Source organism: Solwaraspora sp. WMMD792 (assembly GCF_029626105.1).
Classification (GTDB): Bacteria; Actinomycetota; Actinomycetes; order Mycobacteriales; family Micromonosporaceae; genus Micromonospora_E.
The window spans coordinates 3,317,376-3,338,382 of the sequence record NZ_JARUBH010000009.1; the positions used below are offsets into that span (position 1 = coordinate 3,317,376).

At 68.8% G+C, this 21,007-nt stretch carries 15 protein-coding genes; 7 read left to right on the forward strand and 8 right to left on the reverse strand.

Features of this window, described 5'->3' with window-relative positions:
• Positions 1 to 139: 139 nt before the first annotated feature.
• Both O7629_RS16020 and O7629_RS16025 read right to left on the reverse strand, forming a co-directional pair.
• A complete protein-coding gene (locus O7629_RS16020; RefSeq protein ID WP_278170127.1) occupies positions 140 to 3,256 on the reverse strand; it encodes a hypothetical protein in 3,117 nt (1,038 codons plus the stop codon).
• 429 nt (positions 3,257 to 3,685) lie between these two features.
• Positions 3,686 to 3,919, reverse strand: coding sequence for a winged helix-turn-helix domain-containing protein (locus tag O7629_RS16025; RefSeq protein WP_278170128.1), 234 nt, complete (start codon positions 3,917 to 3,919; stop codon positions 3,686 to 3,688).
• Between the two features lie 269 nt (positions 3,920 to 4,188).
• Here O7629_RS16025 and O7629_RS16030 point away from each other — a divergent pair, with 269 nt between their 5' ends.
• Genes O7629_RS16030 through O7629_RS16040 form a run of 3 tightly spaced genes read left to right on the forward strand, consistent with a single transcriptional unit; the run spans position 4,189 to position 5,842 of the window.
• Positions 4,189 to 4,530 (forward strand): hypothetical protein, encoded by a 342-nt coding sequence (locus tag O7629_RS16030; RefSeq protein WP_278170129.1) that lies wholly within the window; start codon positions 4,189 to 4,191, stop codon positions 4,528 to 4,530.
• The gene (locus tag O7629_RS16035) at positions 4,527 to 5,315 is read left to right on the forward strand and encodes a hypothetical protein (protein ID WP_278170130.1); all 789 of its coding nucleotides are present in this window, start codon (positions 4,527 to 4,529) and stop codon (positions 5,313 to 5,315) included. Before O7629_RS16030 ends, O7629_RS16035 begins: the two co-directional genes overlap by 4 nt.
• Positions 5,312 to 5,842: a hypothetical protein gene (locus O7629_RS16040; protein WP_278170131.1), complete on the forward strand. Its 531-nt coding sequence runs from the start codon at positions 5,312 to 5,314 to the stop codon at positions 5,840 to 5,842. Before O7629_RS16035 ends, O7629_RS16040 begins: the two co-directional genes overlap by 4 nt.
• Here O7629_RS16040 and O7629_RS16045 read toward each other — a convergent pair.
• Both O7629_RS16045 and O7629_RS16050 read right to left on the reverse strand, forming a co-directional pair.
• Positions 5,769 to 6,407, reverse strand: a complete 639-nt coding sequence (locus O7629_RS16045) for a TetR family transcriptional regulator (protein WP_278170132.1) — start codon at positions 6,405 to 6,407, stop codon at positions 5,769 to 5,771. The genes O7629_RS16040 and O7629_RS16045 overlap by 74 nt on opposite strands.
• Positions 6,404 to 6,727: a multidrug efflux SMR transporter gene (locus tag O7629_RS16050; protein ID WP_347403731.1), complete on the reverse strand. Its 324-nt coding sequence runs from the start codon at positions 6,725 to 6,727 to the stop codon at positions 6,404 to 6,406. The genes O7629_RS16045 and O7629_RS16050 overlap by 4 nt, the downstream gene beginning before the upstream one ends.
• Positions 6,728 to 6,921: 194 nt before the next feature.
• Between O7629_RS16050 and O7629_RS16055 the strand changes: the two genes are divergently transcribed.
• Positions 6,922 to 8,007 (forward strand): hypothetical protein, encoded by a 1,086-nt coding sequence (locus O7629_RS16055; RefSeq protein WP_278170134.1) that lies wholly within the window; start codon positions 6,922 to 6,924, stop codon positions 8,005 to 8,007.
• A 117-nt stretch (positions 8,008 to 8,124) separates the two neighbouring features.
• Positions 8,125 to 9,639 (forward strand): cellulose binding domain-containing protein, encoded by a 1,515-nt coding sequence (locus O7629_RS16060; protein WP_278170135.1) that lies wholly within the window; start codon positions 8,125 to 8,127, stop codon positions 9,637 to 9,639.
• Positions 9,640 to 9,705: 66 nt separating this feature from the next.
• On the opposite strand, the gene O7629_RS16065 is transcribed toward O7629_RS16060, so the two are convergent.
• Both O7629_RS16065 and O7629_RS16070 read right to left on the reverse strand, forming a co-directional pair.
• Positions 9,706 to 12,165 (reverse strand): helix-turn-helix domain-containing protein, encoded by a 2,460-nt coding sequence (locus O7629_RS16065; protein ID WP_278170136.1) that lies wholly within the window; start codon positions 12,163 to 12,165, stop codon positions 9,706 to 9,708.
• Between the two features lie 167 nt (positions 12,166 to 12,332).
• Entirely contained in the window at positions 12,333 to 13,658 is a 1,326-nt protein-coding gene (locus O7629_RS16070; protein ID WP_278170137.1) for an ATP-dependent 6-phosphofructokinase, read from the reverse strand.
• A gap of 254 nt (positions 13,659 to 13,912) precedes the next feature.
• Between O7629_RS16070 and fxsT the strand changes: the two genes are divergently transcribed.
• Positions 13,913 to 16,423 (forward strand): FxSxx-COOH system tetratricopeptide repeat protein, encoded by a 2,511-nt coding sequence (gene fxsT, locus O7629_RS16075; protein WP_278170138.1) that lies wholly within the window; start codon positions 13,913 to 13,915, stop codon positions 16,421 to 16,423.
• Between the two features lie 17 nt (positions 16,424 to 16,440).
• On the opposite strand, the gene O7629_RS16080 is transcribed toward fxsT, so the two are convergent.
• Both O7629_RS16080 and O7629_RS16085 read right to left on the reverse strand, forming a co-directional pair.
• A complete protein-coding gene (locus O7629_RS16080) occupies positions 16,441 to 17,409 on the reverse strand; it encodes a hypothetical protein (protein WP_278170139.1) in 969 nt (322 codons plus the stop codon).
• Between the two features lie 5 nt (positions 17,410 to 17,414).
• A complete protein-coding gene (locus tag O7629_RS16085; RefSeq protein WP_278170140.1) occupies positions 17,415 to 19,988 on the reverse strand; it encodes an FtsK/SpoIIIE domain-containing protein in 2,574 nt (857 codons plus the stop codon).
• Positions 19,989 to 20,210: 222 nt separating this feature from the next.
• On the opposite strand from O7629_RS16085, the gene O7629_RS16090 reads away from it, so the two are divergent.
• The gene (locus O7629_RS16090; RefSeq protein ID WP_278170141.1) at positions 20,211 to 20,984 is read left to right on the forward strand and encodes a hypothetical protein; all 774 of its coding nucleotides are present in this window, start codon (positions 20,211 to 20,213) and stop codon (positions 20,982 to 20,984) included.
• Positions 20,985 to 21,007: the final 23 nt, after the last annotated feature.

Sequence of the window (21,007 nt, forward strand, 5' to 3'; positions counted from 1 at the left end):
CGTGATGATCCGTTGATACGGACAACGGATCATCACGGCCTCGTATGCAGGAGTGAAAAACAAAAAGCGAAAGGTCATTCCATACATGTGCAACACTCACTCCTGCGACGAACTCTCGTCCTAAATCCAGGCTCTCAACCTACGCACCAATAGCGAAGTCGGCCATGCCTGAACGGACACTCCTACGCAAGTCCGAAGCCAATACATCAATCAACAATCTCACTTCTTCATCGACTGAAGCGCTGCAGTTTTCACGGATGGCCTGGGCGAAAACGCGTCGGACACGGTAGTCCCCATCTTGGGCCAACTGGACAGCCCTCGCCACCGGGAACGCGGCCCTGTTCCTCGTCCAACACAATGCAGCAAGCGCCCTCAAAACTGGGCTCGGATGCACAACAAGGTAGTCAGAAACGAGCCCAGAAGGCGCGGCAGGCAACAGCGCAAGAGCTCGTCCGATACACCACTGACTCGACTCATCAGCAGTTCGGAATAGCGAAGTTCCCATCTTCCATATTTCTCTCTGATCAGACTCCGTTAGATCAAGAGACGCCACACACTGAAGCGCAAGATCTGCGATACCCTGGGGTCCTAGATCAATTCTCACCATATCGAAGGGGCCACCCATGCCATCAGCGCCATCAGGTGATCCGTCGATCTCTTCGCGGCGGATCACCTCCAGAACCGGGCGAAGTAGGGCAGCTCTGGTCGCGCCGTCAATATACGAAGATATCCGCATTAAGCCCCTCAGACTGTCGCGACGACTCGAAGGAGTCTCCCCACCGTCCAAAACGCGATCGAGCATCGCAAGGGCAACGCGGTTACGAGTTTCGAGATCGAACACCGATGCGAAGATCGCGATATCGGATGCGCCTGAGTAATCTGTAATAGACCCGGGTTGCTGATCTCGTGGCAACAGATATCGATCAACCCTACTCCTCGCAAAAGCGCGTCCTTGCGATACGTCCGCGCCCATGAGGATGAGCGCTAGGCATGCGTATTCGTTGGCTGCGGCGGCCGGCGCAAGGAGCTTGGTGACGATCTCTCGATGCACCTTAAAAGTCTCTATCGCCCGAGCTAGAATTACATCGGCCATCCGCCGGTCAGCGAGCAACGCACGGATAAGCAACGACACTACATTCGAACGTCTAGCAGCAACTGCTATAAGGATTTTCGCGATTGCCTCGCCCTTGTATCGCTGGCCGTTTGTGGATCCATCGACCATCACCTCGAGAAAAGGAATTAGCTGATCGATCTGATCGTCCGTCATGACATCGCAGAGTGCCGCAAGGGCATCTAGGGCGTGGACACTAGCTGCCGAGCTAGCACGGCTCCGCTCGTCACCACGCATGACTTCGGTAATGGCAGCATCTAGCCAGTCTTTGCCGTCATCGTCGCTGATAAGATCAGCGGCAGCGGCAACCGCCGCGTAGGCTGAGGCTCGAATCCCCTCGACAGGCGCAAGCATCCCGAGGTCAAAGTGCGCAACAGCATCAGGAAGACGGCACGCCGCTGCAGCAGCGTCTCTTATGGCAGCAGAACGGACGAAACACTCAATTGCAGCCAGCGTTTCATTATGCCGAAGGAAAAGCGAACCCAACGACTTCACCGCCTCGATTTCTTCGGTCAACTGAGCACGAACGGTTGACTGCCACCGCCATCGATATATTTTCTGAAGAGCTTCACCCGGCCTCTTCTCATCTGCGAGTGCGCGCAGTGCCTGCTCTGCGCTGTGCGGTGATCCAGGCAATTGGCTGGGTTTTGCGTTGGCACGCAAGGCCTGCGCCAGCGGGTGCTGCTCATCCGGACCAAGATCCGTGTACCAATGTCGGACTGTTCGGAGTGCGTAAAGCCAGTCGGCTGCTTCATCGAACATCTCTGCCACACATGCGCGTTCGATAGCCTGGAGATATTGCGTCATGGCACCAGGACCATCACCTGATAGAGCGAGGTAACGACCCCAACGCGCGTGGGCCCACGCCACAATCTGCCGAGGGTACTCCCGGTGTATCTCTGGAAGGAGGGTGGCCCAGCGACCGGCAGCATCAGCAATACACATCTTAATACGTGCACCACACCGTTGAGTCGCCAGCTCCGTGCGCCCGGAAGCCAGGCGAGCAATTTTCTCCAAGCGCATAGTGCGATCTAGAACGACCTCGGTTCTTGCGCTAGCGATGGCCTCCTCGCACAGGAACGCTGCCACCCGCTCCTCACACGGATCACCATCCTCAAGTGCATCGAACGCGCTGATTAGGTCGTCTAGGCTAGAACCTTTAGCAACCCAGACTGCAGCATTCGCGGCCCTGGTGATGCGGCAGGCTGATGGCGAAGGCGGTTTAGCCGCCCTGATCTGACGTCCGTCGCGCAGAGCGAATCCCGCCTCCCACGGTTGGACAAGCTCGAGGTGCATCCAGGCAAGGCTCACCCTGCTAATGACTGCGTCATCCGCCTGGCCAGTCTGCTGACGCGCGTCGGCCTCGCGACGGCGCATTATCGCAGCGTGCGGCCCAAAATTCCTTTCCTCGAGCTGCCGGGCAGCCTCGGCGAAAAGGCTCGCCGCTAATGGATCACCAGCGTCTAAAAGCCGCTCGGCTTTTTCGATGGCGCTGTCTAGCTCCAATGCCGCGACAGGTCCACGTACGACGGCGTCAGCGTCGATCTGCCGTGTGCCGGCTATCGCACCGACTTCCGTTCGCTTCAACCCTAGTCCGCGCCTCCGGAGTTGGCGGCGGATGCTGTCTGCGTTCACGACACCAGCAACCACACCCCAGCCCTCTGCCAATGCTGCGAGATGCCCGAATACCTCGATGGCGTTTACTCCGAAAGAAGTCGCAATCGGAGTTAGCCGGTCGAGGGCTGCTAGAAAGTCAGGGCCGTCGTCACCGTCGGCAACACGCCACACATGAAGCGCTGAAAGAAATGCGTGGGTGGTGACGTCTACACCTCCGAGGTCAGGTGCACCTTCTACAATTGCGACTCGAACCGCCATCCGCACCTGATCCAGGCGAGTTCGCAATGGAAGCTCTACAACACCGGGCGAGAATACTGCTGCGAAAGTCCGCTCGACCGTGTGTGCACGCGCAAAGACAGCCAACTCGGCAAGTTGATCTAGCGCCTGCGGATCGCCCCGTGCTATAAGGCCAATATCGAGGTCGCCGCGAGCAACTTCGAGAGGCCGTTCGTGAAGTACATGCAGGGCCTGGATGACTACGGAAACGAACTGGGCGTCTTTGCCGCTTACGGTGAGGGTCCGCTTCACTTGGTACTCAGTACAAAGGGGGTTTGGACTAGACTCGGCGGTCACTACAAGGTCGTCGAGCAAATGGCCTTGGACGCGCTGTTGCAGTCCTATACCTGCGACGGGTACGGTGAGACCAGGAGGATGCATGCCAGACAGTAGATAGCTGTATGCAATCGCAGCGACACGATATTCATATATCGTACCCGCCCCTCCTGTCGCGGCCGGCGATACCGCGTTCTTTTTGGTCATCGAATCCTACCCCCATTTGTTGAGGCGCTAGATCCTTGCTCGCACGAAAATGCCTTGCACACCAAGGCGACGATGCCGCGCCGGTCCTCCCTGATCAGCGCTGCTGCCAACTCGGCTGGTAGCGGCCGACCCGTCAGGCCACCGTCAATACCGACGCGCCGCAAGATGCCCGAGACCCGGCTTATCGACCGGCAGGGGTCAGCCCTGCGACTCGTTCGGGTCGGCGACGAAGACGCCGACTCCGGGCACGCCTTCGACGACGCGCTCGGCCTTCAGCGTGTTGATCGCCTGTCGCACGACGATGGCCGAGACGCCGTGCTCACGGCCAAGCTCGCTGGTCGATGGCAGCTTGTCGCCTGGAGCAAGCTCTCCGGTGGCGACCTTGGCGCGGATGCCGTCGGCAATCTGCGCCCACTTCGGTTTGGCGGGCATCGTCTACTCCCAGATCTGCACCTCACATTCGACCATGAATCGGTTGGTATGGCAAGCGATGACCTGCGGACTTGCTCGTACATCACTTGTTATATACGATGACGGAGCAACCCGCTCCCAGGTCTGCAAACCGGAGTGGTTGCCCCGCAAGGAGCCCGGTCGGCCGGCGTCGCCTGTCGGTCGGCCGGGTGCGCCAACCTGCCCGCCACCTGCGACAACAGTCGACCAGCGGCGGGTGCCATCTCCACCCGTACGGGAGGCAACGTCCGGTGACACCCGACCCCCGCCCCACCCCGACCGTCCCACCACCACCCACCCGGCAGCGCCCGGCCGGCGACCAGCGATCCGCGACCTCCTACACCCGGTACGCCCGCAGCCGGGTCGTCGAGGCGCAACGCACCATCGACAGTCACACCACCTCGGCGTACACCGGGTGTTGTCTCGGCTGTGGACGGCCCGGACCGTGCGCGGACCTGACCGAAGCCGAAGCGACGATGCACCGCTACCACCGGCTGCCGTTCCGCCGCCCCGGCGCAACCCTGCTCGACCCCAGCCGGGTCGCCGACACCCCCGACCGCCCGCGCTTCTCCTGGCTGAGCAGGTCGGCATGAGCACCCGGGAGTACGCCGCCGACGCCGCAGCCCTGCAGGTCGCCGCCGACACGATCGGCTCGCTACGGGCGGTCTGCCTGGCCCTGGAGACCGCCGTCACCCACGTCACCGAGCAGCTCGGCGACGCCCACACGCTCGCCCCGGACGCCCGGCTCGCCGTCGACCGCTACGAGGAAGCCCTACACCAGGCGTGGGAGGCGTACGGCGAAGTCTTCGACGCCGTCACCGTCGCCCGGCCGCAGCTGCCGGGCAGCCGCCCGGTCGGCGTCGCCGCCATCATGCGCGGCCTGCGGACCGCCCGCGAGCACGCCGGACATGCCGCCGGCACCACCGGCGACGCCCGACCCCGGGTGCTGGCCGCCGCCGACCGGCTGGCCCGCAGCGACGACCCGTACGCCCAGGCCGCCGCCGCCCGGCTGCGCACCGCCCTGGCCCGCCTCGACCAGCTCGACGGCAGCCTCGGCGTCGGCACCGGTGCCCTCGACCGCTACTTCAACGCCCTCGCCAACGGCTACGACCCGCCGCAGCAGCGGCTGCGCCGGCTGGCCGCACGCCGCCCGCTCACCAGCACCCCACCCGCCACCACCGACGCCGACGGCGATCCGCCCGACGACGGTGCCGACTCCGCCGCACGGCAGCCACCCGCCGAGGTACGCGGACTCGCCGCCCGTACCGCCGCGTCGCTGGTCGCCGCCGGCCGCCACCACGTCAGGTTCCGCACCTTCTGGCAACTCGTCCGCCACCACATCTGGGAAGACGCCTTCCGCACCTGGAGGAGCCGGTGACCAGCGCACCCACCGCCGCCCTGACCTACCTGGTCGCCGGACAGACCGGCGCCCACGAACGCCAACTCGCCCGCTTCGACGACGACCAGTGGCAGGAATACCTCGACCTGCTCAGCGGGCTGTTCGTCCTCACCGTGGACCGACGCTTCCGGCCCGGCGAGCCGGCCGCGGTGATCCGCTTCGTGGCCAGCGTCCGGGAACGCTTCGACCCGGCCGGCACCGCCATCGACCCGACCGTGGCCGAAACCCTGCTGTACGCCGCCCTCGGCCAGCACGACACCCTGCCCGCCACCGCCGAAACCATCACCGCGCAGACACTGCTCGTCGTCGCCCTCGTCACCGACGAAGGACTCAGCCCGGCCGGCCTGGCCAACCTGATCGACGACACCACCACGATGATCGCCGCCGAGCCGGACCAGCCGGCCGCCGTCACCCCGGACGGGCCGGCCGCTGTCACCCCCGACGGGCAGCCGGCCGACCAGCAGCAGCCCGACGACCACGAGCAGCAGCCGGCTGATCCACCCTGATCAGAGCGGCGATCGACGACTCGACGGCGGCGGTGTCCAGCGGCTCACCGATGGCGAAGTGTTGCAGCAGGACACCGTCGACGAAGACGGCGACCGCGTACGCCGCGCGGTCGCCGGTCAGCGGCGTCAGGATCTCGCAGAGACGGTCCCGCCAGGCGCGGGCCAGTGGCCGCAGCTCGGGGCTACGGGCTGCGGCCAGGTACAGCTCCAGCTCGGTCAGCGCCCGGCCCCGGTCGGCCAGGTACTCGCCGATCAGCCCGGTGAGCCGGGCCGGCAGGTCGGTGCCGTCGCCGAGCTGATCGGCCCAGCGGTGCAACTCGGCCTCGACGTCCGTCTGGGCCTGCCGCAGCCCGGCCACGATCAGATCGGCCAGAGTCGGAAAGTAGTAGGTGGTCGCCCCGAGCGGGACACCGGCGCGGGCGGCGACCGCCCGGTGCGTGGTCCGCCCGATGCCGACCTCGGCGACCACCTCCAGGGTGGCGGCGGCCAGCGCCCGGCGGCGGCCCTCCGGATCCCGGGGCCGCGCCGGACGCCGGCTGGCCGCGCTGCCCGGGTCGGCGGTCAATGGGCACCGCCCAGGTTGAGCACCACCACACCGGCGATGACCAGCCCGATCCCGGTCACCTTCGCCAGGGTCAACGGCTCGCCCAGGAACGTCGCGCCGATCGCGGCGATGGCCGCCGTGCCGAGCCCGGCCCACAGCGCGTACGCGACACCGACCGGGATCGTCTTCACCGCCTGGGCGAGGCAGGCGAACGCGGCGACGTACGCCGCGACCAGGGCGAGCGTCGGCCACAGCCGGGTGAACCCGTGGGTCGACTTGAGCAGACTCGTCCCGATCACCTCGGCGGTGATCGCGGCGGCGAGGAACACGTACGCCATGATCGTCTCCGTTCTTGTACAAAAGTACATGTACAAGCGTACAAGAAACGGGGTGGACCGGCAGCGGACATCCCCGGCCGACCACCGGGTGAGTAGCTGCCGCACGGATTTGAGCGGCGCGCTACTCACGCCAACCTCCGGAATCCGGTGCTGGACTGTGCCTGGTTTCGCCACCCTCTGCCCCACGAGGATGATCGATGTTCACCACAGCGTTAGCCCGAGTCCGGAGCCTGCTGGCCGCCGGGATCGTCACCGGAGTGATCGCAACGGCGGGTGCGGTGACCCTCGCGGCACCACCGGCCACCGCCGGCGGCCCCACCCTGGTCCCGCTCGTCACCTTCTACAGCCCTGCCCGGGGCGACCACTTCACCACCAGCCAGTCGGCTTGGACCTGCAAGTACTTCCGCCTCGCCGGCTGCGCGCCCGACCCGCTCTACCACAGCGTCGGCATCCAGGGGCATGTCTTCAACCCCGACAACCCCCGACCGGCCGGCACCACCCCGCTCTACCACTGGTGGAGCCCCGACCGCGCGGACAACTTCCTCACCACCGACCCCAACTGGGCCGGCAATGTCGGCGACCGGAAGACGTCCGGCCACGAGTACACGCTGTTCCGGATCGAGGGGTACGTGCCGATCGCGCTGCCGGTCGGCGGCGGGATGGCCTTCTACAGCTACTGGAACCCGGCGACCGAGGACAACGCTGCCCTGGCGACGTGGAACCGGGTCACGGGTTACAGCTCGCCCGCACCCGGTTGGGGCCTGTACCGCCGCGAGACCGGCTACCTGCTGCCCCCGGAGTCGTCGACCCTGCAGAGATGCCAGCCGCCCATGACCACGCCCAACCACACCTCCGACCCCTGGTCCGCCCCCGGCAACCACGTGACCCCCTGGTTGGCGGAGCATGGCCTGGAGGACGGCGACGCTCTGCGCGTCGACGCGACCGGGGAGATCAGGACCGACTTCTGGGGCAGCGTCAAGCCGGTGCACGGCTACTCCTGGCAGCACGCCGTACCCGGCTACCCGGCTCCCGGTGAGCCTCCCTACTCGCTGATCGGCTCGGTGACGGCCGGCGCGACCTTCGTCAGCGGACGCGGATGGTACGAGGCCGGCAGCTGGTTCCCGATCGTCGGCACCCGGGACACCGGTACCCCGTCGACCTCGCCGTGCCTGCTCTACGAGGCCGCCGGGCTGGCCGGCGGCAGGTTCCAGGTCACGATCAACGACAACAACCTCAGCGACAACGGCGGAGCAGCGACCGTGACCGTACGCCAATGGTGGTGAGCTGACCTCGGCCCGGCCACGCGCCGGTAGGTAACCACCGGCAGGACGCCCGGCAGGAGTCATCCTGCCGGGCGTCCTGCCTGTCACCCCACATCGGACGTTGCTTGACTCAGCGTCATGGCATCAATTCGAAAAGCGATCACCGTTACGGTGGTCGTCGGGGCGATGGTCGGCGCGACCGCGCTCACCAGCCCCGCCTCCGCCATCGCGGAAGCCCACCAGCCGGAGCCGGCCGAGGCCGTCGAGTCCATCCTCGACGTCATCCCGGCGCAGACCCTGGACCGGATGGTCGCCCAGGCGCCGCTGGTCGACGCGGCCAACGTCATCCGTACCGCGGTGGAACGTGCGCCGGACCGCGGCTACGCCGGCATCGGCCTCGTTGACGACCACGTCACCCTGTGGTGGAAGGGAGTTCTACCGGCCGACATCGCCGCCGTCGCCGCCGCCGCCCGACGCACCGCGCCCGTCGAAGTCGCCAACGCCACCTACTCCCGCGCCGAACTGCGCACGGCCGCCGCGAGACTCACCCCGGTGGTGGACGCCGACCCGACCGACGCCAGCCACGCGGTCCGGCTGCGCACCGACGGCTCCGGAATCGACATCGCCGTCGACTACACCGTGGGCGCCACGCTGCCGAAGCTGCCGGCCACCGGCGTCCGTACCAGGTTCGTCGAACGCGACCGGATGGTCGAACGGTCGCGGGCCGACGACGCCGCGCCGTTCGACGGCGGGTCCGGCATCGGGTTCACCACCCCCGGGTGTACGGCCGGCTTCGGCGTACGCGACGCGGACACCGGTGCCGGTTACATCCTCACCGCCGAACACTGCGGAGCCATCGGCTCCCCCTGGCACGTCGGCTGGGACACCAGCACCGGCACCGGCACGCTGATCGGCTACGCGGTCGACAGCAACGACGACCACGACACGATGATCATCTCGACGTCGGCGCCCGGCGACCACATCTACGTCGGCGGCCAGCATGACGAGGTCCGCGCCGAAGTGGTCGGCTGGACCGAGGTCGTCCCCGGCCAGCTGCTGTGCCAGTCCGGATACACCTCGGCGGGTGTGCTCGGCGGCCCCATCTGCAACCTGCGGGTCGACTACCACTACACCGACATCGAGGACCTCGTCGAAGCCACCCAACTCGACGGCGACGAATCCGCCCGGGGCGGCGACAGTGGCGGCCCGGTCTACTTCGTCAACGCCGACGGCACCGTGCTCGCCGCCGGCACCACCACCCGGTCGGCCGGTCCGGGCTTCGGGTTCCAGGACTTCGCCACCGCCCGCGACGACTACGGCAACCTCGTGCCGGCGACGGCGATCGCCAGCACCTGCCGGGTCTCCTTCGTCGTCACCGACTCGTGGGGCACCGGCTACACCGCCAGCGTCACCGTCTACAACGACGGCCCGGCCATCAACGGCTGGTCGCTGGGCTGGACCTTCCCCGGTGGGCAGCTCATCCAAGGCCACTGGAACGGCATCTTCCAGCAGACCGGCCCGGCGGTGGCCGTCACCAACGAAAGCTACAACGCCACCATTCCGACCGGCGGAGCCGTCAACGTCGGCTTCACCGCTGACGGCTCCCCCGCCACCCCGACACCGTTCACCCTCAACGGGACCACCTGCACCTGACCCCGCCCCGCCCACCGGCACCGGGCCCCGCCGAAATCGCCGGCGGGGCCCGGTGTGTGTCCGCGCTCAGGCTTCGGCCAGTTCGCGGCGCAGGGTGGCGCGCAGGGCCCGCACCTGCGGGGCGTCCAGTTCGCCACACCGGTCGAGCGCCCGCTCGCGCAACAGGCGGGCGGCGGCCCGGTCCGAGGCCGCGCCGGCCAGCGCCGCGAGCGCGTCCAGAGTCTGTGCCTCCCACCACGGGCAGGACAGTGCCGCGTACAGGGCCAGCGCCGCCCGCAGCGCCTCGGCCGCCGCGTCGGCCTCACCCAACGCCGCGAGCGCGAGCCCGTACCGGTGGACGGCGCTGGCTTCGCTGAACGTCGCGCCGCACCGGTTGAACACCCGCCGGGCGCGGGCGTACTCGTCAGCGGCCTCCCGCAGCCGGCCCATCCCGGCCAGGTACGCCCCGAGACTCACCATCGCGCTGGCCTGGGCCACCGCCGCGCCGGTCCGGCTGAGACCACTGCCCCGGCGGTAGAACGCCAGCACCTCGCGGTGCAGCTCGGCCGCTTCGGCGAACCGGCCGAGCGCGGCAAGCGACCCCGCCTGTGCACTCGCCGCACTCTGCTCGCCGAGGGCGTACCCGATCTCGCGGAACAGGCCCACCGCCCGGCGGCTGTGGTCGACGGCCGACCCGGCGCGGCCGGTGCGGATCAGGACCGCGGCGGTGTAGGTCAGTGCCCACGCCTGCTCCCGGCGGTCCCCGATCCGCCGGGCCAGGTCCAGCGCCCGGTCCAGGGTGGCCAGCCCGTCGAGGTTACGGTCCTGGCAGAAGTACTGGGCCCAACCCAGGAAGTTCAGCAGTACGGCTTCGTCGCGACAGCTGCCGACGGCCCGGGCCGCGGCGACCGCCAGCGAGAAGATCTCTTCCCAGGGGTGCCGGTGACTGTTGGCGTCGGAGTACCAGTGCAACGCCCTGGCGACCGCGACCACATCGGCGTGTCGACCACACCGGGCCGCGTCGCGCAGCGCCGCCAGCCAGTTGCCGGACTCCCGGTCCAGCCAGTACGCCGCCGCCCGATCGTCGTCGAACGGGGAGTCGGCCCGACCCGCGTCCAACGGGGAATCGGCCCGACCAGCGTCCGGTTCGAACATCACCCCGGCCTGCCGGGTACGCCGCAGCAGCCAGCCGATCATCCGATCGTGCGCCTCCGTCCGCCGGGCCTGCGGTTCCTCGACGTCGAGGCGTTCCCGGGCGTAGAGCCGGACCAGGTCGTGGAACTGGTACCGGTCGGCGAGGGTCAGGAGAAGACCCGCCTCGACCAGCTCCTCCAGGGCCGCCGCCGCGGTTTCCTCGTCGATGCCGGCTACGACGGCGACCAGCGCGGATGCGAAGTCGGTGCCGGGGATCAGCGAGGCCCGCCGGAACACTCGCGCGGTCACCGGGTCCAGTTGCCGGTACGAGACCTCGAACGCCGACCGTACGCCCAAATCCCCGGCGGTCAGTACGGTCAGCCTCCGACGTTCGTCGCGGAGCAGGTCCACCAGCCACGCGACTGACCACTGCGGCCGGCTGGCGAGCCTGTTGCCGGCGATCCGCACGGCCAGCGGCAGCTGTCCGCAGAGTGTGACGAGCTGGTCGGCGGCGGCCGGCTCGGCGGCGATCCGGTCGACACCGACGATCGCCGCGAGCAGCGCTCGACCGGCCGCCGGGGCGAGCAGGTCGAGCGGCTGGCGGACCGCGCCGGCGAGGCCGGCCAGCGGACGCCGGCAGGTCACCAGCGCCAGGCATCCCCGCCCGGCCGGCAACAGTGGACGTACCTGTGCCTCGTCTGCGGCGTTGTCCAGGATCACCAGCAGCGGCCGGTCCCGGGTCAGGGTGCGGAACAGGCCGCCCCGCTCGGCCGGCGACACCGGCACCCTGCTGTCCGGCACCCCGAGCGACCGCAGCAGCCCGGCCAGCGCCTCGGCCGGGTCGAGCGGTCCGTCCGGCGAGGCGCCCTGCAGGTCGACGAAGAGCTGTCCGCTGGCAAACGCCCAGCTGAGTCGATGTCCGGCCGCGACCGCGAGGCTGGTCTTGCCGATCCCCGGCGGCCCGTGCAGCACCACCACCGAGGAGGTGTCCGGCCGGCCGGCGGCGACCTCGGCGGCGAGAGTCGACAGCCGTTGCAGGATCTCCGCCCGGCCGGCCAGGTCCGGGACGGCGGACGGCAGTTCCCCGGGTACGACCACCGCCGGGCCGTCGTGCGGCACCGTGCCGCTGTTGTACTGCCCGTGCGGCACCGTGCCGCCCTCGCGCGGCTGCCGCTCGGCCCGGGCCAGCGCGACGAAGCGGTCGCGGTCCGCCCCGGCCAGCCGCAGGGCATCGGCGAGCAGCACCACCGTCCGTCGTTGCGGGCTGCGCACCCGGCCGCGCTCCATTTCCCGGATGCCGCGGACGCTGGAACCCGCCGCCTCGGCAAGCTCCTCCTGGGTCAGCCTCCGCTCCAGGCGGAGGGTCCTGAGCAGGTCTCCGAACTGGTCATGCTGCACCTGACCGGTAGGCATGGCTTCCCCAACCACTCAACGCCCTGGCGCACATGACGTGCGCCGATGCCCGCATGTACATAACTAGAATCGACGACAATGCGCACAGAGTGTGATCGAAGCCATGACAAATCAGTGACGAGTCACCGGAGTCCGGCACGCGCCGGCACGGGCTTCCCGCCGCTCGATCAGGCGATCAGCGGCGGCTGACCGGTGGCCTCCAGGACCGACAGCCACAAATCGCCGTACGGATCGACCTGGTTACGGGCACTCACCGCCAGTGGCATCGGCACGTGCACGAACCGGCCCCGCCACCGACCCACCACCAGGTCGGTCCGACCGGCCATCGCCGCGTGCACCGCCGCGTGCGCCAGCCGGATACAGTAGACACTGTCGTACGGGTTCGCCGGCACCCCACGGATCGTGTAACTCGGGTCGATGTACTTCACACTCGCCTCGCGTCCGGCCCCGGCGAAGTCCTCGACGATCCGCTGCCGCAGGTACCGGCCGAAATCGTGCAGCCGCAGATTGCCGGACGCATCGTGGCCGACAGGTTCGCCAGCCAGATGCTCCTGGCCGGCGCCCTCGGCGGCGACGACCGTCGCGTGCCCCCGGTCGGCGACCCGGCGACGCAGGTGCGCCAGGAAACCACCCGGGCCGTCCAGGGCGAACGGCACCTCGGGCACCAGGACGAAATCGGCGTCGTGGGTGGCCAGGGCCGCGTAGCAGGCGATGAAACCCGAATGCCGACCCATCAGCTGTACGAGCCCGATCCCGCCCGGGAACGCGGTGGCCTCCACATGCGCGGCCCGGATCACCTCGGTGGCGTGCGCGACCGCCGTCTGAAAACCAAAACTCTGATCGATGTACGGAATGTCGTTGTCAATCGTCTTCGGCACCCCGACGACGGCGACCGGCCGGCCCCGCCGGGCGAGCACCTCGGTGATCCTCGACGCGCCGCGCATCGAACCGTCGCCACCGATCACGAACAGGATGTCGATGCCGAGCTCGTCGAGGGTGTCGGCGATCTCCTCCGGATCCTGGTTGCCCCGCGACGTACCGAGGATCGTGCCGCCGTACTCGTCGATCCGGTCGACGACGGCCGGGGTCAACGGCACCACCGGATGGCCGTGCCGGGCGACCAGCCCCTGATAGCCGTTGCGGAAGCCGACGATCTGCCGCACCCCGTAGCCGGTGGTCAACTCCAGCACCAGCGCCCGGATGACGTTGTTCAGGCCAGGGCAGAGCCCGCCGCAGGTGACGATCCCGACCCGGGTCCGCGCCGGTTCGAAGAAGATCTTCTGTCGCGGTCCGCCCGGCTCCAGGCTGGGCAGCTCGTCGATGGGCAGACCCCGGCCGGTGAGCATCCCGACGGTGTCGTCGAGCAGCACCCGGTCGGACTCGTCGACGTAGTGCCAGCTGGTGTTGCGCCCGAGCAGCAGTCGGGCGAGCGGTGAGTCGAACAGGCACCCGCCCAGCGTCCGGATCTCCAGTCGCACCGGCTCGTCGGCCATCCACCCATGGTCCCGGCCGTAGTTTTCAGCAGCGTTACCGAACGGTGCCCTTGGCTGGTCGCACCACGGCGATCCGCACAGCTGGCGGGCGGGGCGATCCGGTCGCAGCGGGCCAGCTCGCTTTGTCGATCAGCTCCACGCGGCGGTCGGACGCCCCGCTTCGCAGGCGCGCAGTGACTCGCTCCGACTCCATCGGTCGGCGATGACGTACGATTGAAGTCGGTATCCGATCACGTTACGCCATAGGGGATGCGATGACCCCGCCAGAGAGTGATCAATACTTCTTCATCAGCTACGCCGCATCGGATCGCTCCTGGGCTGAGTGGATCGCGGCCAGCCTGGAGCAGCGAGGTTACTCGACACTGTTGCAGGCATGGGACTTCAGACCGGGTGCCGATTTCGTTCAAAAAATGCATGACGCGACACGGTCTGCCAAACAGACAATCGCAGTGCTGTCGAACGCCTATTTCGACTCGAAGTTCGGTGAAGCGGAATGGCGGGCAGCGTTCGCCAAGGATCCCAGCGGAGATCTGGGCTTGCTGATACCGGTACGAGTCGAGGACTGTCAACCGTCCGGCCTGCTGGCATCGCGTGTCTACCTAGACCTGGTTGGCCTTGACGAGACCAGCGCTCGGAGGCGCCTACTACAAGCAGTCGAACAGAACCCGGATCGACCAACTTCCGCTCGATTCCCCGGCTCACCCATCACTTCCACCCACCCACCGAACGAACCATTTCGATTCCCCGGATCAGCGCCTCGGATAAGCAACCTTCCAGCACGGCATCGATACTTCTCCGGTCGACAGGAAATTCTCGCCCGAATGCTTGACGATCTGACACGAGCGTCTCCATTTTCGCCAAGAGTCGGCGCCATTCACGGTTTAGGCGGAACCGGAAAGACCGAGTTGGCACTGGAGTTCGCGCACCGCTTCTCCGCCAACTACGACCTGATCTGGTGGCTTGACGCTCAACAACCGACGTCCGTAGTCATGCAGTTGGCGCAACTCGGTCGGCGGTTAGGAGTGCCTCGATCCAGGCATCGGCAACAGATGGCGACTGCCGCCCTCGAAGCACTACGCGATCGCACTCGTTGGCTGGTGATATACGACAACGCAGAGGAACCCCGGCTCCTTGAGAGCCTGATGCCGACAGGTGGAGACGGCACGGTGCTGATAACGTCCCAGTGGTCAGCTTGGGCGGCGCAGGCCTTGCCGTGGCGACTGGGCGTTTGGCAACGGACGGAGTCAAAATCATTCCTCCGTCTTCGTTGCAATGCCCAGGATGCGGACGAATCGTCGCTGGACGCACTAGCCGATCTGCTCGGAGATCTACCGTTGGCCCTGACGGAGGCAGCGGCCTATCTAGAGCAAACGCAGGAGAGCCTGGGCGAGTACCTCCAACTGGTCCAGGGGCGAGTACGTGAGGTATTTGATCTGCACCTCGCCGGACCGGTTACCGACACCGGTGGCGATATCAAGCGAGTCGCCACCGTCTGGTCGGTATCCCTGGACCGCGTGCACAGTCTGGCACCGGCCGCCGAAGATCTGCTGAACTTACTCGCATTCCTGGCTCCCGAGGTACCTCGGGAGTTACCTGGGGAGTTCCCCCAGGCATTGCCACCGCGACTTGCTACGATCATTCTTGATCGGTTGTCTTACAACAGGTTGCTGGCGATGGTCGGCCGATATTCGCTCGCAACACTCCAGCCCACCGAGATCAGCTTACACCGGCTGGTGCAGGCCGTGATCCGAGCCCGGCTCGGCCAATCCGGCGAATGTGAATGGGCTACCGCCGCAATTCGTCTCATCAGGGCAAAATTCCCTAGCGAAAGCGACTTGATAGAGACCTGGCCACAGTGCCAGAGGCTTCTACCGCACCTCCTGTCCGCCGTTGATCACGCTCAGAGACTAGGCGTTTGCCTCGAAGAAGTTGGCTGGTTGCTGGACCGGGCTTCGACATATCTGCGGGAACAAGGGCAGTACCGGCAGGCTAAGCCCCTGGCCGAGCAGGCCTTCGACGCGACGACCGCCGCACTTGGCCCCGATCATCTTGATGTCGGCTGGCGACGCGACACTCTCGGGCAGGTACTGCTCGCGTTGGGCGACTACGCCGGCGCCCGAAAACAGTTTGAGGAGGCACTTAGGCGGGGCGAAGCGGCATACGGTCCTGTCCACCCCGATATCGCCATCTGGCGCAACAATCTGGGTGGCGCACTCTGGAGTCTAAAGGATTTGAATGGAGCCCGTGAACAACTCGAGAAGGCCCTTCATATCAGCGAAGCAACCCTTGGCCCCAGTCATCCAGACATCGGTATAAGGCGAAGCAATCTGGGGGTTACGCTACTGGAGATGAAAGATCCCGGCGGCGCCCGAGCCCAATTCGAGGAGGCGGTGCGAATCGGCGAGGAAATTCTGGGGTCCAACCACCCGCAGCTCGGAATCGCGCGAAACAACCTCGGACGAGCACTACTTGAACTGGGGGACTTGAGCGGCGCGCGTGACCAGCTCGAGAAATCCATCCGGATCGGCGAAGCTGCGCTCGGTCCCGAGCACCCGGACCTGAGCATCCGCTACAGTAACCTGAGTCAGGTACTGCGGAAGCTGGGCGATCTTGTCGGTGCCCGCGATCAACTGAGGAGAGCTGTTTCGATCGGCGAGGCTGCTCTTGGCCCACATCATCCGCAGGTACGGCGATTCCGCGGTGATCTCCTCACCCTCACCGAGGAAACTGGCGTTCCTCCGACAGGCCCGAGCCAACCTGACTAGCCCTGCGGCCCAGCCGGTCAGAACTCGTCGAGCTGGAGGAAGACCAGCAGCAGGAGCATCGAGGCGGCGGCACCGGCGAAGCTGATCAGGAACCCCAGCTTCGGGAACCGGGGGCCGCCGTCGGTCTCCAGCCGGGACGTGCCCCACTTGCTGATCACGAAGTACGCGGCGAAGAAGCCGGTCGCCGGGAAGCCGGCGCAGGACCAGATCCACTTGGTGCTGTAGTCGACGCCGGCGGTCACCGGGTTCAGGAAGAACCCGAACTGCAGGACGGCGACGGCGGCGGCGAACCCCAGGTAGACGGTGACCGCCCGGGCCAGCGGTGACCAGCCGGGCAGCAGCGGCGGGCGGCCGGCGGCCTGCTCCGCCTCGGTGGCGGCGGCGTCGGCCTCGTCGAGTTGCCGGCGGGCCGCCTCCAGCTCCTGCTCCGGATCCGGTGGGAACCCGCCCGCCGCTGCCGGGTCGCCGGAGACCGGGGCGGCCGAGACCGGGCCGGCCGCGCCCATGCCGCCGTACGGCTGTACCGACCCGGCGGCCGGGGAAGGCGGACCGGAAGCCCCGGTGGGCAGCGGCACCCGCTGCTCGCCGGTGGCCAGCTCGGGGCGGCGCGGCGGCGGTGGAAGCCCGGCCGGCCCGGCCCCCGACTGACCCGGCATCGCCCGGCCCGGTGGGGGCGGTGGGGGCGGTGGCCACGGGACACCGGCCGGCGAGGCGCCGTACCCGCCGGACTGTTGCTGGCCGGGCACGGTGCCGGCGGCCGGGTTCGCCGCGATCGGCGGCGGCGCGGGCGGTGCCGGCACGCCGGCGGCCTGGGCGATCGCCGCCAGCCGCTGCCACTGGGCGGACAGCCGCTGGCCGAGCTGATCGGCGTACCCGGTGAGCCGCTGCCGGCGCGTCTGGTGCTGCGCCGAGCCGGCCTGGCCGGTGCGGTGCAGGTCGTGCAGGTGCCGGGCCAGGGCGGCGTACTCGTCGAACCCGTCGCTCACCGCGCTCAGCCCTCCTCGTCCAGCTCGCGGCCGGGCAACGCGAACGGCACGATCAGCCGGGTCCGCTGGTCGTGCCGGTCGATCAGCAGCGCCCGGTTCGGCCGCGGCCGGTACGCCAGGTCGTGGGTGCCCAGGTAGGAGCCCAGCTCGCCGCCGGGCACGTTCATCGCCACCAGGCAGGCCAGGTCGTCGCGGTTGTGCGAGCCGCCCAGGTCGTCGGCGAGCCGGCGCAGCCCACGCCACCAACCCAGCAGGTGTACGCCCTGGCCGGGCCCCTGACGCAGCACCACCTGCAGGTCGTCCAGCCCGGATTTGAACATGTCGTCCTTCGCGCCGAGCACCCCGGCGGCGGCATCCATCCCGAACACCACCAGGTACGTCCGCCCACCGTCGGCCGGCGTAGCAGCGGCCGGGGTGGCCAGTCGGCGCAGCTCCTCCCGCAGCTCGGCGGCGGTCAACCGGATGATCGAATGCCCGAAGGCGTGCAACGCGTCGGCGGTGGAATCGGCGACCTCGTCGGCGGAGGCGACCAGCGGGGCGAACAGGAACCGGGCGTGGCCGGGCGGCTCCTGCCGGGCCAGGCTGACCGTGGCGGCGTGCAGCACGTCGGCGGCGTGGCCGGTGGTGCCGACCACCGCGATGTGCCGGCCCGGGGTGGCGTCCAGCGGGAACACCGCCGACGTCAGATCCACGTCGACCTGCCGGCCGACCAGCGCCAGCGGGCGCCGCCCGCCGGGGGCCAACGAACGGTACGTCGGGTCGCCGTCGAGGTGCGCCGCCTCGTACCCCTTGAAGATCGCCGGTGGCCGGGAGCCGGCGGCGCGGGCCTGCCACAGCTCGTGGCGCAGCGCGGCGATCCGTCGGGCCCCGCTGTGCGCGTCCGGGAACCGGACGACCGTGTTGGCGCCGGCGATGCCGGCCGAGGCGTTGACGATCGCCTGCCCGACCGGCAGCCCGCCGGCGGTGTGGTTGAGCGGGTCGAGGACGCCGTTGCCGCCGGGCAGCGCCACCCGCAGCGGGAACTGGCCGAAGATCGAGTCGGTCTTGCCGTACAGGGCTTCGATGCCGGACATGCTCTGGCTGGCCAGGACCAGGTGTACGCCGTACGACCGGCCTTTGCGGGCCAGCTCCTCCAGCAGCGCGGCGGCCTCCCGGGCGACCGAGTCGTTGCCGTCGAACAGCACGTGGAACTCGTCGATCACGGCGACGGTACGCGGCGTCGGTGCGCCGTCGCGGGGCAGGTCGGCCAGTTTCGTCACGCCGTGGCGTTTCATCGCCGCCGCCCGCCGGTTCAGCTCGCGGCGCAGCTCACGCAGCACGGCGACGCCGTACTCCCGGTCGGATTCGATGCCGACGGCGCGGGCGTGCGGGATCCACGACGGGTCGCGGCCGGTCGGCACGAACTCGGTGAAGCTGACGCCTTCCTTGAAGTCGAGCAGGTAGAGCGCCAGCTCGTCGGGTGGGTAGCGGGCGGCCAGGCCGTACAGCAGGTCGAGCAGGAAGACGGTCTTGCCGGAGCCGGTGCGCCCACCGACCAGCCAGTGCGGGGTGACGTCGTCGAAGGCGAGGATCGCCGGCTCCCGGCCGGCGCGGCCGACGACGGTGTGCAGGCCGGTGCCGGCGGTCTCGGTCCAGATCCGGGGCGGCAGCAGGTCGGCGAAGTCGAGTGCGGAGCCGCGCCGGTGGATCTCGCCGAGCCGGTCGGCGAGGGCCTGCACGACCCGGGCCGGTGGGTCGCCGTCGAGGGCGACCGGTGCGGCCAGCCCGCTGCCGTCGGAGCTGAACGGCTGGCCGGGCGGGTCGCCGACCCAGCCCCGGTTGCCGTCGAGTCGCAGCTGGGTGGTCGGGCCGAGCGTCGGCGGCTGCGCGCCGGTGCCGGTCGGCGGGTAGCCGGCGACGATCACGCAGACCCGGGCGGCGGTGCCGGCGTGGGTGAGCGCGGCGAGGCGCATCAGCTCGGCGCGGCTGTCCGGCAGCGCCGCCGCGACCACCACCAGCAGCTCCCCCGGCTGCCCGCCGGTGCGGGCCTGGGCTGCACGTACGTGCTGGTCGGCGTCGTCGAGGCGTTCCTTGGCTTCGGCGTCGGTGGCGGCCGGTGCCGCCAGCACGCCGGCTTCGACCAGCGGGCGCAGCGGCAGGAAGGTGGCGCCCATCGAGGTGGTGTCCAGCGCGGTCACCCGTACCGTGCCGGGTGGGGCGGCGGCGAGCAGCCGCACGACGAGGCTGCGCAGCAGGGCGGCGGTCCGGGGCTGGCGGGCGTCGGCGTCGATGGCCAGGTGGGTGCCGGCGCCGAGCGGCACCAGCGCGGGGAACTCGACCGGGCCACCGGTGCCGGCGAGCCCGACCGGCCGGGCCATGCCGACCCGCACCGGGGCCGGGCCGGCGGACAGGTCCTGGGTGGCGCTGGTCGCGCCGGTGGTGAGGGTCTCGCCGACGTGGCGCAGCCGTTCGGTGACGTCGCCGAGGTCCGGCGGCGGCGGTGCCGGGCTGTCCGCTATGGCCGATCGGGCGGTGGTCAGATGGGTCACGGCCTGCCGGTGGGCGGCGACCGCCCGACGGTACGCGGCACCGAAGCTCATCCCACCCCCACCTGCCACTCGGGTAGCCACCGGAACACTATCCGAATCGGGCAGCACCTGTTAACCCGGCCGGCACGGCCCGGCACCGCCGTCGCGGGCTGGCCGAGACAGCTGGCACGGCCCGGCCGACACTCCGGACCGGGCGATAGTGGCGACTGGACACCCGAAATGCACCTAATATTCGTAATCGGAGTGTCCCGACCACCGTCGGAAGTGCGATCGATGCGACCTGGCGACAACGACGGCACCGACGACGGCACCGACGGCCGCGCGACCGGGCACCAAGACCGCGACGGGACCGAGCACGACGAGACCGAACGCGACGAGACCGAACGCGACGAGATGTTGCGCCGGTTCGCCGATCGCCTCGACAAGCCGCTCGGTGTCCTCGGTGTGCTGTTCCTGCTGCTGGTGATCGGCCAGTTCGTCACCACCCATCCGCCGACGGCCGCCGTGCTGGGCGCGGCCAGCTGGGCGCTGTGGGTGGTCTTCGTCGCCGAGTTCTCGCTGCGGGCCTGGTTGGGCCGGCACCACCCGGGCCGGTTCTGGCGGCGCAACTGGTGGCAGCTGCTCTTCCTGGCCGTACCGGTGCTGCGGTTCGCCCGAGTGGCGTTGGCGCTGCGCACGGCCCGCGCCGGTGCGGCGATCACCGCCGCCGTACGGGGTTCGCGCTCCGCCGGCCGGCTGCTCACCGACCGGCTCGCCTGGCTCTTCGCGGTGACGGTGAGCCTCATCCTCGCCGCCGGCCAATTGCTCGTGGTCTCCGGCTCCTATTCGAGCTACGCGCAGGCGTTGCACGACGTCACGCTCACCACGATCACCGGTCAGCGGATGGCCGCGCGGGATCCGTTCGCCCAGGGTCTGGAGCTGATTCTGGCCGCGTACTCGGTCGTCGTCTTCGGCACCCTGGCCGGCGCGCTCGGTGCCTACTTCCTCAGCAACCGGCCGACTCCAGGGGACGACGAGGACCGGGACCAGGCGGCACGTGACAGCTGACGGCCCGGTGACCTGACGGGCGG